The following is a 14,848-nucleotide window of genomic DNA, read 5'->3' as shown; positions in this document are numbered from 1 at the left end:
ATCTTTCCTCCCTGAATCACCTTCATCAGAATCTAGATTTTTTTTTGATCTTTAGATACTGATTCTTTTTGAGATTCAGCCTTTTTCTCTTCCTTGCTCTCTCGATGATTAATTCTTTGTAAATTTTCATCATAAACATTAACAGTCTTAAACTGGGGATTTGCCTCCACAAACATTTTACTTTCAACACCGCTAACTACGAAAGTCGCTGACTGAAGATTTCCTTTCTTAAGGGAATTTAAAAGGTCTTCTTTATACTGCGGAGTATTCAGTTCCTTTATTGAATGTTTTGCCAGACTTGCTTCCAAATCATACCCATAATTCTGATGGTATTGGTTCAGCTTAAAATTCCCATTGTCAGATTGTTTAAAGTCGATTTTCAGCCAGCAATTATAGCTCTCCCCTTCTTTGTTTTTAAGATCTTTATTGACAGATCTGCCTTCCATCAAATTATAAGCCTCTTTCATTGTAATGCTGGCGCTGTCTTTGTTGATGTAAAAGGTCTGTTCCAGACCAGGTTTGTTTTCTTCTTTCTGAAGATTGACATGATAGGAATTAAAAAAGTACATATCTGTCTGCTCAGACCTTTTGAAATTTAATTCTACAGTTAAGGTATCCTTATTTGGCAGACCATTGTTCATAATGCCGGTGTGCATAATTTTAAAATCCTTCTCTCCCTTCATTATGTTCTCTCGCAGTTCAGCATCGAACGTTTCTCCAAATCCAGTATATTTTAACTGGTCTTTCAGGTATTCTAAATTTTTCTCATTCATTGCGTTTTCATTTAAATTATTTTCTAAAATTTCTCTCCTATCTATTTCCCTTTTGGCAAATCCAGTAAGTTCTATTGCTTCATTTTCGGAAGTATCTGCCCCGCTATTCAAAATTGCTCGCAAGTCGTCGATAACTGATTCAATCGGCAGGCTCTGAAAATAATTCGCATCATTGGTCATAACCAGACAGTACTCCTTCGCATCCAATGGGTTTCTAAAAAACTCAATTGTGTAGGTATCAGTCACCTCATCGGTATTAAAGGCGACAAATCGATGGCCGTTACAAGCCATTTCCTCTGCAAATGACAGCATCATTTCAGTATCAGCTAAATTGATTATCATAATTTATTTTAAAGCTTAAAAAGTGTCACTGCCTAATTCGGAAATTGGAAAAACCAGATCAGTCAGATTATTATTTATATCTATTTCCAAATGTCTCCCTCCGTTTTTTTCGATCATCTGAATCGTTAGATACTTATTCTCAGGTATAGTAAATTTCTCCAGCGCATAGACTTTTATTATTTCAGATTTATAAGGAATTACAGGAGATGATGAAGTTGCATACAAAGGCTCCAATTCAATTTCCTGTGAGGCAGTTCGTTTTGATTTTCTCTTATCCCTGATAAAAAAACGAAACTGATCAATATCGTAGTTAATCTTTGATTTGTTTTCCAAAACAACACGCAGATACAAAACATCCTGCTGGATAAAGATGCCGTTCACCTCCAGTCTGATCTGATACTTTGATTTTTTTAGACCACTGACTTTTTTCTTTTTGGAATATGCAGTCAAAGCACACTGTTCAATTCTTTTCTGATTTTCGTTTTCTAAAGAAAACAGCACATCCCTGCTTGCGACCACTGCATTTTCAGCCTTAAAATTTAAGTCAGGGCACGAATCATCATAATTCAGTACAAAAACGTACAATTTCCCGTCAGATGTTACAACTGTCAGATTGGTCTGGATAAAATGCTGTTTAGCGAGCTTTTACAAGTAGTATATTCTCAACTCCCTTTGCTTTCTGGACAAGCACTTCTGCGCTTCCTTTATCTATGCTCTTGATTGTATAGGGAAAAATAATACTTGTGGTTTTAGAAAAACCTACTAGTAGATTTTTATACTGGTCTTGGTAAAAGACAGTTTCCTTTGCGTTTGACTGTGGATTAACTGAAACACCAACCAGCGAGCAAGCTGATTAAAAACAAATAATTCGCTTTTTTCATATTTTCTCTCTTTTAAGGTTTTAAATTCTTTTGTTTTTCATCATACAGCAAGCACCTGATACCCTGCCTTTACAACCACTTTTATGAGTTTTACCTTTTTGCTCATCAGACTTTTGGTCGCCTCGATGCCCATACCTGCGGCCTGTGCTCCCCATGAATCCGAAATCCCGGTAAGACCGAGTGTCTGGATAGAACGATCGGCAGATGCTTTAGCCACATCCCTGTTAATCGCTCCGGGAATATAGATACCGTCAATCCCGTCCAAATCATAGACTGCCAGCTCGACGGGAAATATCGAATTATTGTACTGGATGTTTGTGATTTTTACCTCCAGCCTCTCTCCTTTTAAAGCCGCCATGCCATACAGAAAAGTATTTCTGGGTATAATTGTTCCTTGAAGAAAAATATCATTGGTGAGTCTTAATTTAACCACCGAGCCATTGACAATAGTCTGCGTCTGATGCACAACTGCTTCAATAGAATTTTGTATTTCTTCACCAGGCTGTGCTTCGTCCAGAGAATAAAATTCATTTGTTTTCAAAGAGGTCTGCCAATCGGCATTCCGCTGAAGTGAGCTTATGTTATTCTCTGCTTCTTTTTTCTGCACTGAATATATTTTGCCTTTTTTGCTCTCAGATGTTTGTTTAAGCCTTTCCTGCACGTGCCGCGGATGCTGTATATCCAAAATATTTTCCAGCATGCCGCCTAATTGCTGAAGTTCCGGATCAGGTTCCTGGGGCGTGCTCATCGTCGACATTAGCCCTTCAAGTTTTTTAATCTCTTCCGATTCTCCATGAGAAGTGCCGTAGTTTTCAAATTCCCTCATTTCTTGGCTGTAAGCAGGGACAGCAGGCTGGCTGATTACTTTTTCAAGAGCCCTGAGCTTCTCATAAACTTTCTGTTCATTGCGGTCCTGAAAAGACTGAGAATTAAAAGCTGATCTGTTTTTTGGAAGCATGCGGGATTCAAAATCACTTGTGGAAAAAGAATCTGCTTTATCCTCCGAGACTTTATTATCAATATAGTTAGGATCTTTTTTTATCTGCTCTCGCAGTTTTATCGAATCAACTGCTCGCCTGATCGTAATAGCTCATCTTATCCAGTGCAGAATCTTCTTTAAATTTAGGCATGGCAGATTAAAATTAAATCCTTTCTTTTCATTGTTCCCTGCCATCTTGGATTCCATTCTTCCGCCGCCTAATGAATAAAATAAGAATGTGAGAAATGGAAATGTTATAAGAGGCGACATTAAAAGCATCTTTCTCTTTTTAGTTTCCTTTGGAGATAATGTTTTCTCTTGCATAATTTTAGTTTTTTAAATTGATTGTCTTAATTTTTGAAGCTGTTGAAACCTCAGCTTGTTTATAAAATGTCCTATATAGGTTATAAATTAAATAACCCGATGTCAAAACCGTAAAGAACAGAAGTCCCCAGATCAGTTTTGTTTTAGAGAGCCCATCTGTGATGCTCTTCATTTTGTCTGCCCATCTTTTCTGCAATAGCAGATAATACTTGTGATACACAAAAGGCTCAGTTTGTCTTGTAAAAAAGGATTTCATAAATCTTTATTTTCTGGTTTCTGCGGAGAGATCTTTGTTTTCAATCGTATTAAACCGCTCGATAAGAAAACCATGCGGATTATTATCGCTTCTTGATACATTGCGAAGCGCACCTTCGGTAAGCAGGCTTCTTTTCAAAATACTGGTTGTACGGATAATGTTCTGTCTGGCATAACATCTAAAACGATAGGGATATTCACGGATATCAATGCTCACACTGTCAATCTGGATGGTCTGGCTGATATTTCCTGATATAATACCCGAATAAAAATTATTTTCCTTCAGGTCATCATAAATCCGTTTTGCACTGTCGTCTGCCAGATACAGCGCTTTTGTGATATTCGTTTTAATGACCTTATCATCAGGATCAAGGGTAAAGAAAAACTTGTGAAAGGTTTTCACATGGTCCCTTGCTTCAACAGCGATATTATCTTTTCTTTCCGAAGCGTAAGCTTCCAGCGCTTTACCATTTGCCAGAATATATACTTTATCCTGCATAAGGCTCACTGTCTGGAAACTTTTATAGACAGCATAGCGACTTATTATGATGCGACCTGCAATTACAAGCATCGTGAAACCTCTCACATATCTAAATGCCGTATCAATGTTTTTCATTTTGGTAAACATATGCTCCTGTTATTAAGTCTGTTTAGAATTTCCTTTAAGCCTGTCATTCATATAGTTTCCTTTATCAGTAAAATAAGGACTGCTTCCTGCTGTCGCGACCATGTCGCTGGTCATTCTCCGATCCGCATCTCCCATCGCATCAGCGACCATTACAACCGCATTTGAAGAGGTTCTCACAACAGAACTAGCTGAATTTCCAAACATGCTTGTCACCTTATGACCCAAGGCTCCTCCTCCGCCTGCATGAACTATATAATTGGCAACAGAAGGCACGGTAAAATATCCTATGATACCTATTATCATGAAAATTAAATATGACATATCGGTCCTGCTGAAAAAAGTGTCACCTGTTGCCTGCACCTGCGAGAGGTCCAGCTTAAGCATGAGTTCCTGAATCTTTCCTATAATACTTCCGAATATATTGGCAACAGGAAGCCAGAGGTAAATATTGATATATCGGGCAAGCCAGACAGTGAGCGTGTGCTGGAAACCGTCAAATACTGCGATTCCAAATACCAGCGGCCCTAAAATGGAAAGCACCACCAGCTGAAAGGTCCGAAGGGTGTCAATGCATAAAGCGTACTTCAAACAAAACCCTCAGCACCTCGCTCAGCCATTCCTTGACCGAATTTCGAAAACTGTAAGAAGCTTTTTCCATCGCAAATTTGACATCATTGCCTATGCCTGCGAGCATGCTCTCATCCGATGGATCAGCACCGTCATGCGTATACTTATACCATCTGTCGCGATCACCCGTACCTGCGGCCCCTACATACATCTTCCATGGATCGGTTTCTTTAATTGCTTTTTCTTTCTCTTTAAGCAGAACAGTAACTGCATTGTTAGAGCCTGTTACCATAGTCGCAGTAGCTGTAACCGTTGGTTTCATAACTCCGTTAATAAGTGCCAGAACCGACGGAAAAATCATAATGCAGAATCCTATTACAAAGGGACGGAAGAGCGGATAAAAATCGATAGGTTCTGCACTTGCAATATGCCTCCAAACACGTGAGGCGATGTACCATATAGTTCCAAAGCCTGCTAGTCCCTGCCCTACAGCAATTAGGTTAGAACACAATGGCATCATTTCATCATAAAGCTGGTCTAAGACCCCATGAAGACTACTCATATCATCACCTAGTCCCTGCGCAGTTATTCTGCAGGGAAGCAGTAATATGATAAGCATCACACAAACTGCTTTTTTGTTTAATAAACATTTCATACTCTACTCTTTAAATTCCTGAAAACTCTTTGAGATATAAACATCATTTTTCTCTTTTGATCTCTGAAGAGCCAGCACGTTCGACGTGGTATTAAAGTTTCTGAGAAAAAGCAGTTTATCCTGCATCTGCTCATAGATATCGTCAACTGCCTTTAGTCTTTCGTCGTCCGACATCCTGAGCTTATCAGCTGTTATGACTATCGTAAGTTCATCGAGATTTCGCAGGCTCTGATTAAGCAGGTTTCCGTAAACTTTCTCAAAGTAATTTATTTCCTGTCCGCTGAAATTTCCGCTTTTTATAAATCGGTTCATTCCGTTGCGGCTTTCCTTGACTATTGAAATCTGATATTCCACTATCTCTGCTACCCTTTTGTAATTTTTTACCGCTGGACTTACCTGCATAAGTGCATCTAGAAAAGTTTTATGCAGGCTGAAGTTTCCTTCAGTCATATCTTTCACCGTTTTGTATCCACCTGAAAGCGACTCATACCCCTTTTTCATATCACTAAGAATTTTCTTGAACTGGGATAGCTTTTCGATATTCAAAATCAGTTGCTGAATTTCAGCTGACTGCCCCATTGATTTAACTGGAATCATTAACAAAGTGATCAATATTGTCAAAATCAAAATCTTTTTCATAGTAGCTTAATTTATAATCCATATAATTCATCAACATTCTTTGAATCCTTTTTATCGGCAGATTTTGAAACCGACAGCAGTCTGGCATCCCTGCTGAAAGAAAGACAGAAATTATAATCCTCCAGCATAGTATTGTGCAGAAGATCAATGCGCTCAAGCCTCTGGTCATCTTTTAGTTCCAGTTCTGCATCTGTGGTAATAACAAGCGACTGGTCGAGAGTCTGGTCGCAGTTCTGAAGAAGTTTCTCAAAAGACCTCTCTATATAGTCCAGTTCATTACCATGAAACAAATCAGCAGTTTTAAGATCTGCCAAAGTCTTTCTGCAGAGTTTCATTATTTTAAACTGCATGGAAATTATCTCAGCAGTTTTATAATAATTCCTAACCTTTGGATTGATTTTTAAAAGTGAGGTAAAATAATCACCGTGCAGGTTTAGCTCTCCTTTTCTGGCATCACCTATAAAATTGAGTCCCTTTGATACCGCTGAATATCCTTTCTTTGCATAGTCAAAATAAACCTGAAGCGCTGCTATTTGAAGGATAAGTTCCTTCCTCTGCTTTGCCTGCCCGCTCATACTTTGATTAAAAACACAGAGCGTTATTATTAGTACAGCTATCTTTTTCATGTTTTTTTATTGAATTATGGAATTCCGTAAAATTGTTTGACTTGTTTTACATCTGCTTCTGTTTTGGCCCTCTGAAGACTCAGCAGTATGTTCTGCTGGTTAAACATTTTAAGGTCGTCGTAGTTCCCATCAATCTGATCAGCGACCTTGTTGATGATTTCAAGTCGCTTGAGATCGCTCATCTGGGTGGCAAAAGAATCCAGAATCAAAAAAATCTGGTCGATATTCTTCACACTTTCCTCGAGTATTCCTGTATAAACGCGCTCCATATACTGGATTTCGCTTTCTTTAAAATGGGTATCCTGCTTAAAAAGATTCCAGGCTCTTTCATACTCCTGAACTAGCTGGGTCTGTTTTTTGGTGATCTCTTTAATCCTCTGGTAGTAGGTAATAATTGACTTTACTTTTGCGAGTTCTTCATAGTATCCTTTGTAAAGATCTTTCTGTTTCTGAGTCCAGTCCGAGATCTCATCGAGCTTCAATTTGGAAAGTACATTTTCCACCTGCTTCTGTGCATTCTGAAGCCAGATCGTTTTATTCTGTAGCCGCTGGATTCTCAGGTCAATGGCTTTAATCACCTTTTTCGTAACAGCTTTTACAATTTCCAGTATCGGCAATACCGCAACTTTTTTCCGCAGGTCTTGCCGAGGTGCCGACTAGCGACAGGCAGACCATCAAGACTATTAATTTCTTTTTCATTATTCCTTTTCATTTAATTCCATTTCTCATATCCTGAGACATTGCGGCTATTCCTTTCTTTATGTCCCCGCCAAACTTCTTGGCATAGGCATTCATTTTCACTTTCTCGCTTTCCTCTGTTGTATAAGCTAAGTATTCCTCCAGCGAAACTTCGGTTCTGTAGACCTTTGAAAGCATCCCTCCCAGAGAGATAAACACTTCTTTGTATTTCCTGGCTGGATCATTGGCTTTATTTACAGAAAGTACAAGTGCCTTTTCTTTGTCTGTAAGTCCAAGCGACTCCTGAATCTGGTCAAATTTATTCTGATATTTGCTCTGGTCCAGAAGGATCTTGCAGTCGCTGTTGTTGATAATGGCCTGCTTGACCACTGGCGAAGAAATAATATCCTCTACCTCCTGCGTGACCACTATCGCTTCCCCGAAGAATTTACGCACAGTCTTAAAAAGATACTTTATGTAATCTGCAAAACCTTCCTTCATCAGTGCTTTCCATGCTTCCTCAATAAGTATCATTTTTCGGATACCTTTGAGTTTTCTCATCTTGTTTATAAAAACTTCCATTATTATGATGGTCACTACTGGAAAAAGAATCGGATGGTCTTTGATATTATCCAGCTCGAAGACAATAAACCTTTCTTTTAGAAGATCCAAATTTTCTGTCGCGTTCAGTAGATAATCAAACTCGCCTCCCTTGTAATAAGGTCTGAGTACATAAAGAAAATTATTCACGTCAAAGTCCTTCTCCTTTACTTTATCTCCTTCCAAAATTGAGATAAAATCCACCTTCAGGAAATCATAGAAGCTATTGAAACAGGGAAATATATTTGTGTTAACATCCAATTTCTCGTAATAAAGCTGAAGGGCATTTGAGAGTGCTACATACTCGCTCCGGTTAAAGGTTTCGTCGTCTTTTTTCCAGAGTGCAAGCAGAAGCGTTTTAATGCTCTCTTTTTTCTCCGTATCCAGACTGTCTCCTTCTGAAATATAAAATGGGTTAAAACGGATAGGATTCTTTTCATCGTAAGTGAAATAATACCCGTTTACCATATCGCAGAGCCCTTTATAGCTGTGCCCGACATCCACCAGCACAATATGCGTTCCCTGCTCGTAATAACTTCTCACCATATGATTGGTAAAAAAGGACTTGCCACGCCCGAAGGTCCCAATATAAACTTATTGCGATTGGTGCAGATTCCCATCTTAACCGGCTCATCACTGATATCAACATGAACTGGTTTTCCTGTCAGCCTGTCTCCCAGCCTGATACCGCACGGACTCAGCGAAGATTTATATCCCGTTTCCATATTCAGAAAGCATACCGCCTGTTCCGTAAAGGTGTCGAAGGTGTCATTCATGGGAAAGTCCGCGGCATTTCCCGCCATTCCAGCCCAATAGATCTGAGGAGCTCCGACAGTTTCCTGCTTGGCGTACGCATCCATCTGCGCAAGAGCTGATGACACTTTGTTTTTAATCTCTTTCAAGTCTTCCTTATCCGTGCTCCAGGCCAGTACATTAAAATGGGCTTTAACCGGAAGCCTCTGCTGTGATACTGCCTCGTTCAGGAAATCATTCGTCGCATCCCTGGCAATCATATTCTCCCGGCTGTAGGCAGAGAGTGACTGCAGTCTGAGTCGCTTGCTTTCCAGCTTTTGGATGGTTTTCTGTGAATCCTCAATGAAGATATACTGATTGTAAATATGATTACAGGATAAGAGCTGGCCCAGGGTTGACGCAAAACCAATACTGAATTTGGTCTTATCGGTTGAATAGCGGTCAAAATTGTTTCTCGATCCGCATAATCCAGGAAGATCAGTCGCATCACCAAGAGTAAAGAGCTGACAGTGTTTATCCCCTACCGCTAATCTCTCATCAAACCTTATATCCTTAAATACGAATGAATCTTCACGCTCTGACAAAAAACAATACTTTTCCACCAGACCTATTCTTCTGCTCTCGCTTCTAAGCGATTCATTTTGCAGACGCTCCAGCTTTATAAATCCGCTGTCTTCCATAATTCTCTTAAACTGGCCGCAGGTATCTGCAAAATCCTGCAGAAGGCTGCGGTTTTAAGGTTTCCTCGGGTACTATGGTACTTCTAAGCAGATTAGAAAACAATGAGGTTGCATTTCTTCTTCCCGCCGGTTTCTTGGTCAGCATGATATAGCAGGAATGATCCAGAAATGGTCTCTCATTAAAGAAACGCTCAGTCGCTTCTGGTCAGAAAACTGCTGTCTTCACTTGAAAAATCAGCTCTATAAGCACTTTCTAAGAACCAGTCCTGTTTATGAAAAACACAAAACTTCGGCGAGCACCTTTAACGCCTTTATCCACGATTGGTGGAAAGCTTCATACTCCTGGTCTGACAGCGTAAAAATTTCAGGCAGTTCTGCCTTAAAAACTATAGTTACATCGCCCTGTTTTGATAAAATACAATCATGTTCCACTGCCATAACCGGCGACAGATTTTCCATCCTCTTCTCCATCCTTTCTCCATTATATCATTAACTCTCTGCGGCTATAACTTCATAAATACCTCTCTGCTGTAAACTTTAATCCACTTAGGAATCTGTTTTTTAGCCAGAGCCTTCATCATGCCGTATTCACCGTAAGTATTACTCATTCTGTATATTTTAAAAACAAGAAAACCTCCTGTCGTTCCAATAAAACCAATGCATATCAAGGAAGGAACTCCAATTATATACAGGGCGACAAACAGAATCATAAGACCTATAACACCTCCGCCCAAATACCAGATGTACTGCGCTTTAAGTCCCTTAAATTCTATACTCTGATTGATTCCTTTATTGATCGAATAAACGCTGTTACTCATTTTTTCTATCGTTTAAACCCCGAAAAAGGATTTAATTACAGTAGCTACCACCACCAGAAACACACAGCTTCCAAACCAGGTACTGCGACTTTTCCGGTATCAGGATCTCCGGCATTCCATTTCTGGTATACTTTTACTGCCCCTATCAGCCCGAGGATAGCTCCTACCGCATACATTAATTCAGTGCCGGCATCAAAGTAACTTCTCACTTTCTGGTTGGCTTCATTAATTCCCGCCACACCATCCTGGCTGTAAATAACATTACTAACCAGAATCATCAGGAGCGAAGATCCCATAGCTCTAAATCGTCTCAAAAGACTTTTAAATTTCCATCTCCATTTTTTCATCACAAATCATTTTTAAAGTTATTCTTTAATAAAAAGAAGAGGAATACCGCCGTTGTCGCTCTATTTTTCCTGTCACATAAAGCCATACCGCACAAGAGAGAACGGGGAATATTCCTCCTCTGAATTTTTTAAAATACCGGTCCTTCCCAGAGACTGTCTGCTTCGCTGAGCGTTAAGAGCAGATTGGGATACTTTTGAGATTCAAAGACCATTAGTTGGTTAATGTTTTCTCTGAGGGAGGAAATTTTGACATAAGGATATTCATCCAGAAGCATTCGCAGGTAGTTTTGAAACTGCTCTTTTGTTAGTGGTTTTTCAGCACTTTCTTTAACTGTTTCTTTAATACGTCGCGATAGATTTTCCGCATCTTCCAGGGTATCAAAAGATTTCGGAAATGAATCGGATATCGATTTTATTTCCTGTAAATTTTTAGAAGTTTTTTTTAGAAATGGTATTTGCAGTTTCTTTTCACCTGATAAGATTTTTTTTAAATCGCGACTGTGAAATTTCAGTAAGATTATTAGATACCAGAAAATTATTGCAATACCAGCATGCGGTCAGATAACTGCCCCATGAAATATTTGTAAACATAGCTTCTCATTTTATCATTCAACATTTTATCCTCTTCTATGAAAATCACCATCCGTTTTGATGTGATTTATTCTACAGGTCAAAGGAACGATAAGAATAAATTTTCTACAAGTACAACTTTTCTGTACCCTTTTTGTACCCTTTCAAAATGCCCGAATTTTAAGGGTTGTCAGATTACACAAGACAATAAAATCTAGTACGTTTTTATCTTACGGATTATTTTTTCAAGACTTTCAATCGCAATTTCCTTATCACGATCTTCTGCATTATATGACTTGCTTCTCACTGACTGGTAAGAAAGATTTCTCTTTACGGGAGTAGAAAGATAAGGTACTATACTTTTAAATATGTAATTCATAGACTTAGCTTTAATAATTCTTGCTTCATCTGTGGCTCTTAAAATCAGTCCAATCTGATCACCTGAGAGGATACACTCCAGTTTAGAATCTGCCTTCTCCACAAATTCACTTCCGACAGAAGCATCAATCTGTTCCTGCAGTAGAATTGCGACCTTTTTTTCAGCAAATCTGATTTCACTGGAGAACCAGTATTCCAAAAATGAAATAAGATTCTGTTGAGATGGATTAAAGGTTAATTTTAAATCTGCGTTTATTTTAGACAGTTTCTTGCAGAAGTATAGCAGCTTTTCAAGTCTTTCAGATAAATTCTCAAAACCTTCTAAATACCTGCCTATTCTAGTTACCAGTCTATCGGTATATTCTCTGGAATTAAAATTCATCCTTATAAGCACAAGATCCAGATTTGACAAACCTTCTGATTCCGTAACTTGATCGTTTAATTTTTCAAGTTCGATGATTATCTCTCTATAATACAAAATCTGGCGATAGGTATACTTACTATTTCTGCTGTTATGAAGTGGCGCGGCAAGAAGATTGACAACATATTCCAATTCGAGATCATTCTCCTCAGTATTTTCTTTTTTTTTTAATCAGATTCGTTAAAACCTCAAGTGTCTCTTTCTTCCAAATTGAAAAATAGCTGAAGGACACCCTTTGGTCCAGACTTATAAAGGACGAATATCTGATTTCTACAAATGACAGCAAATCGTCCAGGGAACTAACAATCAGGTCAAATATTCTAAAAAAATCAGGAGAATTGAATTTTTCGATTTTTCTTATTTCTACAACCCTGTCTATTAAAAAAACCAATGAAGAATGATATTTTCTTATGAGAAGTCTAATCTGCCTTTTACTTTTCAGCTCGAAAAAAGAATCTTTAATATGAATTTTAATTTTTTTTGATTCAGATACTATTGTTTTACTCAAATTCTCCAATTCATATTCCGATACTTTTACAAAAGAATTATCAGTATCAAATGAATTTATAATCAACGAATCAAACCATTCCAAAGGATACATTTTAATCATCGTCTTATCGTTTTAATTAAACAATCTCTGGCAGAATAAGGAGCTGTGTTGGCGACTTACTTTTTATTAGAACGAAATTCGGTTGGCAGCATACCAGTATGTCTTTTAAAGAATACTCCAAAGTTTTCAGCGGCTGCTGAATTCTAATTCATCGGCAATATTAGCGACGGAATAGCTTGAGTCCGTAAGAAGATTTTTTGAAACATTGACAAGAGCTTCAATTATAAATGCTTTAGCTGTTTTACCTGTGCTTTCTTTTACCATCTTATTCAAATGTCCTGGAGTGATAAATAAAGCTCCTGCATAAAACTGAACATGATGCTGTTTTCTCAAATGTATTGATAATAGAGTCAGGAATTGTATTACAATGCTCTCTCTTCTTGAAAAGTCAAGATTTAAGTCGGGTTTATATTTCGAATGTATAAACTTGAGTTCATATATAAATAAATTAAAGCATATCCGGCGCGACTTAGTAATTACGTCCGGTTTGTCATTGCTGTTCTGCAATACATACATTAATTTATAAATAAGCGACAAAACTTTAAAATCCGTTTCCTGAAGACTAATCTTTCGATCTGATTTTAACATTAGAAAACTAAAAGCATCCGAAAGCTCTTTTTCATAGCAATTATTAAATGCAAAATCAAAATTTGTCCTTATAAGATATAGCTGGATATTATCCGTGGCTTCAAGCTTGGTGCATATGGAATTAAATGGGATTACCAATAAATCTTTCCGATTAACTATATTAGTTTCGTCATGAAATCTGATATTCATTTTACCACTTTTGATTAAAAGCACCGAAAAATTTGAAATGGAAAATGGGACCGGTGCAATATTTTTTGCCCTATAGTCTGTAATGTATACTACATCAATACCATCATTTTCAATGCTTTTAATCTCAGTATTTAAGATTTCTCTAATCATTTTTGTTCTTTTAGTTTAGATCTCCTTTTAAATTTCATCCTTGAAAAAATATTCCATCCATGTAAAAAACTGGAAATATAAATTAGACAAACAGCAGACGTATAAAATATACGCTGTTAACCTCGGACTCTCAATTATATTGTCCTGGTAAAGTACGTACTGAACCAGCTGATCAGCGACAAAAAGCTTCATTATAAAATAAAGGCTGCAAAGATTAAAAAGGAACAATAAAATATAAAACAAAGCTCTCTTTTTCATAAATCACATAGATTAGAAAATTATTAATCAACTATATTAAAGCAGGAAGTGATTCAACTTCATTTACGTCGTTACATCATTGATGTCTGGTACTCCTACTGGTGGTGGATGTCTCCCAATCTCTGTCCTTTCTGTCCTTTTCACTAAATAAAACTGCTTCCGAAATTGAGGAAATAGATAAAATGGATTCCTTTTCATCTGTTAGAAGTGTTGAATCCTGTCTTTTTGAAATCTCGTATTGAATTATAAAATCATCCACAATTTGGTATTGCTGGTACGCGAAGATTTCCGAGATTAACTATATACCCCTTAACATCAAGTTTCAGTGATGATCCCAGTGTACTTTCATCAACAATTATAAGTAATGTTGAGACAGGATCCTCAGTAGAAGAAATTGTACCTAAATCAGAAGTGCTTTTCTCAAAAGTCTTTAGTTCATTTCGCCCGGGTTGGGCTTTTAATACTGAAATGATCTTTTCTTTTAATTTTGCAGGAACCAGAAGTACGTAATCTCCCGCCGGAACTTCCTTAAAATTTTCCTCTAAAGCAGAGCCATTTTTAAAATCTGCAGTTTTCTCTTGGCTGATTGCTTGGCTGGAAACCAATCTTAAATCAGAATTGTCAAAATCGTCATTTGAACATGAACCTAAAAAAATAATTAAACCAGTTAATAGTAAATTTTTCATAATGCAAAATGGTTTGGTTAATTGAGAACTTGTCTCCGTCCATTTTACCCGGGCCAGCAGAACTTTTGCTCAGTACTTTACTGAATCTTTTGCTGTTGAATTCAAGGCAAATCTAAATTGCAAAAAATCATAAATCAAGTGCATGTATGTGGATTTTCGGAAAATCCACTATCGATTTCCATGAAATCAATAATGTATTTTTCTTACATTAATTATTGAAATTCAAATAATTACATTATTTTTGAAAGTCGCTCTCTATTGACCTCTACATTTTTTTTTATTAATCTGATTTATGCTTTATGAGAGCATAAATTCAAAATTTCTATATATTATGAAATGTAATTTACCTGTACTGTCTGCTGCTATTTCTAATTAAATCTTTAACTGCCCAGAATACTCCGAACAGAATTCATGATTCCCTTATTTTTAAAAGTTATGGATATCTGGATGATA

The 14,848-nt window shown here is 37.4% G+C and carries 14 protein-coding genes and 3 pseudogenes; all 17 read right to left on the bottom strand.

All coding sequences use genetic code 11. The features are described from left to right. Positions 1-32: 32 nt before the first annotated feature. The gene (locus ACZZ95_RS12370; RefSeq protein WP_463469262.1) at positions 33-1,115 is read right to left on the bottom strand and encodes a hypothetical protein; all 1,083 of its coding nucleotides are present in this window, start codon (positions 1,113-1,115) and stop codon (positions 33-35) included. Positions 1,116-1,130: 15 nt separating this feature from the next. After that, positions 1,131-1,700: a conjugative transposon protein TraN gene (gene traN / locus ACZZ95_RS12365; protein ID WP_463469261.1), complete on the bottom strand. Its 570-nt coding sequence runs from the start codon at positions 1,698-1,700 to the stop codon at positions 1,131-1,133. Between the two features lie 49 nt (positions 1,701-1,749). Further along, positions 1,750-1,827, bottom strand: coding sequence for a hypothetical protein (locus tag ACZZ95_RS12360; RefSeq protein WP_463471670.1), 78 nt, complete (start codon positions 1,825-1,827; stop codon positions 1,750-1,752). Between the two features lie 209 nt (positions 1,828-2,036). Further along, positions 2,037-3,017: a conjugative transposon protein TraM gene (gene traM, locus ACZZ95_RS12355; RefSeq protein ID WP_463471669.1), complete on the bottom strand. Its 981-nt coding sequence runs from the start codon at positions 3,015-3,017 to the stop codon at positions 2,037-2,039. A gap of 544 nt (positions 3,018-3,561) precedes the next feature. Continuing rightward, positions 3,562-4,170: a conjugative transposon protein TraK gene (traK, locus tag ACZZ95_RS12350; protein WP_463469260.1), complete on the bottom strand. Its 609-nt coding sequence runs from the start codon at positions 4,168-4,170 to the stop codon at positions 3,562-3,564. A 24-nt stretch (positions 4,171-4,194) separates the two neighbouring features. Continuing rightward, positions 4,195-4,725 (bottom strand): hypothetical protein, encoded by a 531-nt coding sequence (locus ACZZ95_RS12345; protein WP_463469259.1) that lies wholly within the window; start codon positions 4,723-4,725, stop codon positions 4,195-4,197. Between the two features lie 22 nt (positions 4,726-4,747). Beyond that, positions 4,748-5,404 carry a hypothetical protein gene (locus ACZZ95_RS12340; protein ID WP_463469258.1) on the bottom strand — a complete coding sequence of 219 codons (657 nt, stop codon included), beginning with the start codon at positions 5,402-5,404 and terminating at the stop codon, positions 4,748-4,750. A 3-nt stretch (positions 5,405-5,407) separates the two neighbouring features. Then, positions 5,408-6,043 carry a TerB family tellurite resistance protein gene (locus ACZZ95_RS12335; RefSeq protein ID WP_463469257.1) on the bottom strand — a complete coding sequence of 212 codons (636 nt, stop codon included), beginning with the start codon at positions 6,041-6,043 and terminating at the stop codon, positions 5,408-5,410. Positions 6,044-6,054: 11 nt separating this feature from the next. Then, positions 6,055-6,669 (bottom strand): hypothetical protein, encoded by a 615-nt coding sequence (locus tag ACZZ95_RS12330; protein ID WP_463469256.1) that lies wholly within the window; start codon positions 6,667-6,669, stop codon positions 6,055-6,057. A 14-nt stretch (positions 6,670-6,683) separates the two neighbouring features. After that, positions 6,684-7,368, bottom strand: a pseudogene (locus ACZZ95_RS12325) (conjugal transfer protein TraI). Between the two features lie 9 nt (positions 7,369-7,377). After that, positions 7,378-9,380: pseudogene (locus ACZZ95_RS12320) on the bottom strand (TraG family conjugative transposon ATPase). Between the two features lie 270 nt (positions 9,381-9,650). Continuing rightward, positions 9,651-9,818 carry a DUF3875 domain-containing protein gene (locus tag ACZZ95_RS12315; protein ID WP_463471668.1) on the bottom strand — a complete coding sequence of 56 codons (168 nt, stop codon included), beginning with the start codon at positions 9,816-9,818 and terminating at the stop codon, positions 9,651-9,653. 65 nt (positions 9,819-9,883) lie between these two features. Further along, entirely contained in the window at positions 9,884-10,198 is a 315-nt protein-coding gene (locus ACZZ95_RS12310; RefSeq protein WP_463469255.1) for a DUF4133 domain-containing protein, read from the bottom strand. A 12-nt stretch (positions 10,199-10,210) separates the two neighbouring features. Next, positions 10,211-10,494: pseudogene (locus ACZZ95_RS12305) on the bottom strand (DUF4134 domain-containing protein). Between the two features lie 835 nt (positions 10,495-11,329). After that, positions 11,330-12,046, bottom strand: a complete 717-nt coding sequence (locus tag ACZZ95_RS12300) for a hypothetical protein (RefSeq protein ID WP_463469254.1) — start codon at positions 12,044-12,046, stop codon at positions 11,330-11,332. Between the two features lie 604 nt (positions 12,047-12,650). Then, complete coding sequence (locus ACZZ95_RS12295; RefSeq protein WP_463469253.1) at positions 12,651-13,451, bottom strand: helix-turn-helix domain-containing protein; 801 nt, start codon at positions 13,449-13,451, stop codon at positions 12,651-12,653. Positions 13,452-13,960: 509 nt separating this feature from the next. Continuing rightward, positions 13,961-14,395, bottom strand: coding sequence for a hypothetical protein (locus ACZZ95_RS12290; protein WP_463469252.1), 435 nt, complete (start codon positions 14,393-14,395; stop codon positions 13,961-13,963). Positions 14,396-14,848: the final 453 nt, after the last annotated feature.

This window comes from Flavobacterium sp. AC267, assembly GCF_979258715.1.
The sequence above is the reverse complement of the archived record's forward strand: the minus strand, read 5'-3'. Positions and strand labels throughout refer to the sequence as shown.

Coding starts and splice junctions, on each gene's coding strand:
- ACZZ95_RS12370 (WP_463469262.1), bottom strand. CDS start 1,115: ATGATAATCAATTTAGCTGATACTGAAATGATGCTGTCATTTGCAGAG.
- traK (WP_463469260.1), bottom strand. CDS start 4,170: ATGAAAAACATTGATACGGCATTTAGATATGTGAGAGGTTTCACGATG.
- ACZZ95_RS12340 (WP_463469258.1), bottom strand. CDS start 5,404: ATGAAATGTTTATTAAACAAAAAAGCAGTTTGTGTGATGCTTATCATA.
- ACZZ95_RS12335 (WP_463469257.1), bottom strand. CDS start 6,043: ATGAAAAAGATTTTGATTTTGACAATATTGATCACTTTGTTAATGATT.
- ACZZ95_RS12330 (WP_463469256.1), bottom strand. CDS start 6,669: ATGAAAAAGATAGCTGTACTAATAATAACGCTCTGTGTTTTTAATCAA.
- ACZZ95_RS12315 (WP_463471668.1), bottom strand. CDS start 9,818: ATGGCAGTGGAACATGATTGTATTTTATCAAAACAGGGCGATGTAACT.
- ACZZ95_RS12310 (WP_463469255.1), bottom strand. CDS start 10,198: ATGAGTAACAGCGTTTATTCGATCAATAAAGGAATCAATCAGAGTATA.
- ACZZ95_RS12295 (WP_463469253.1), bottom strand. CDS start 13,451: ATGATTAGAGAAATCTTAAATACTGAGATTAAAAGCATTGAAAATGAT.
- ACZZ95_RS12290 (WP_463469252.1), bottom strand. CDS start 14,395: ATGAAAAATTTACTATTAACTGGTTTAATTATTTTTTTAGGTTCATGT.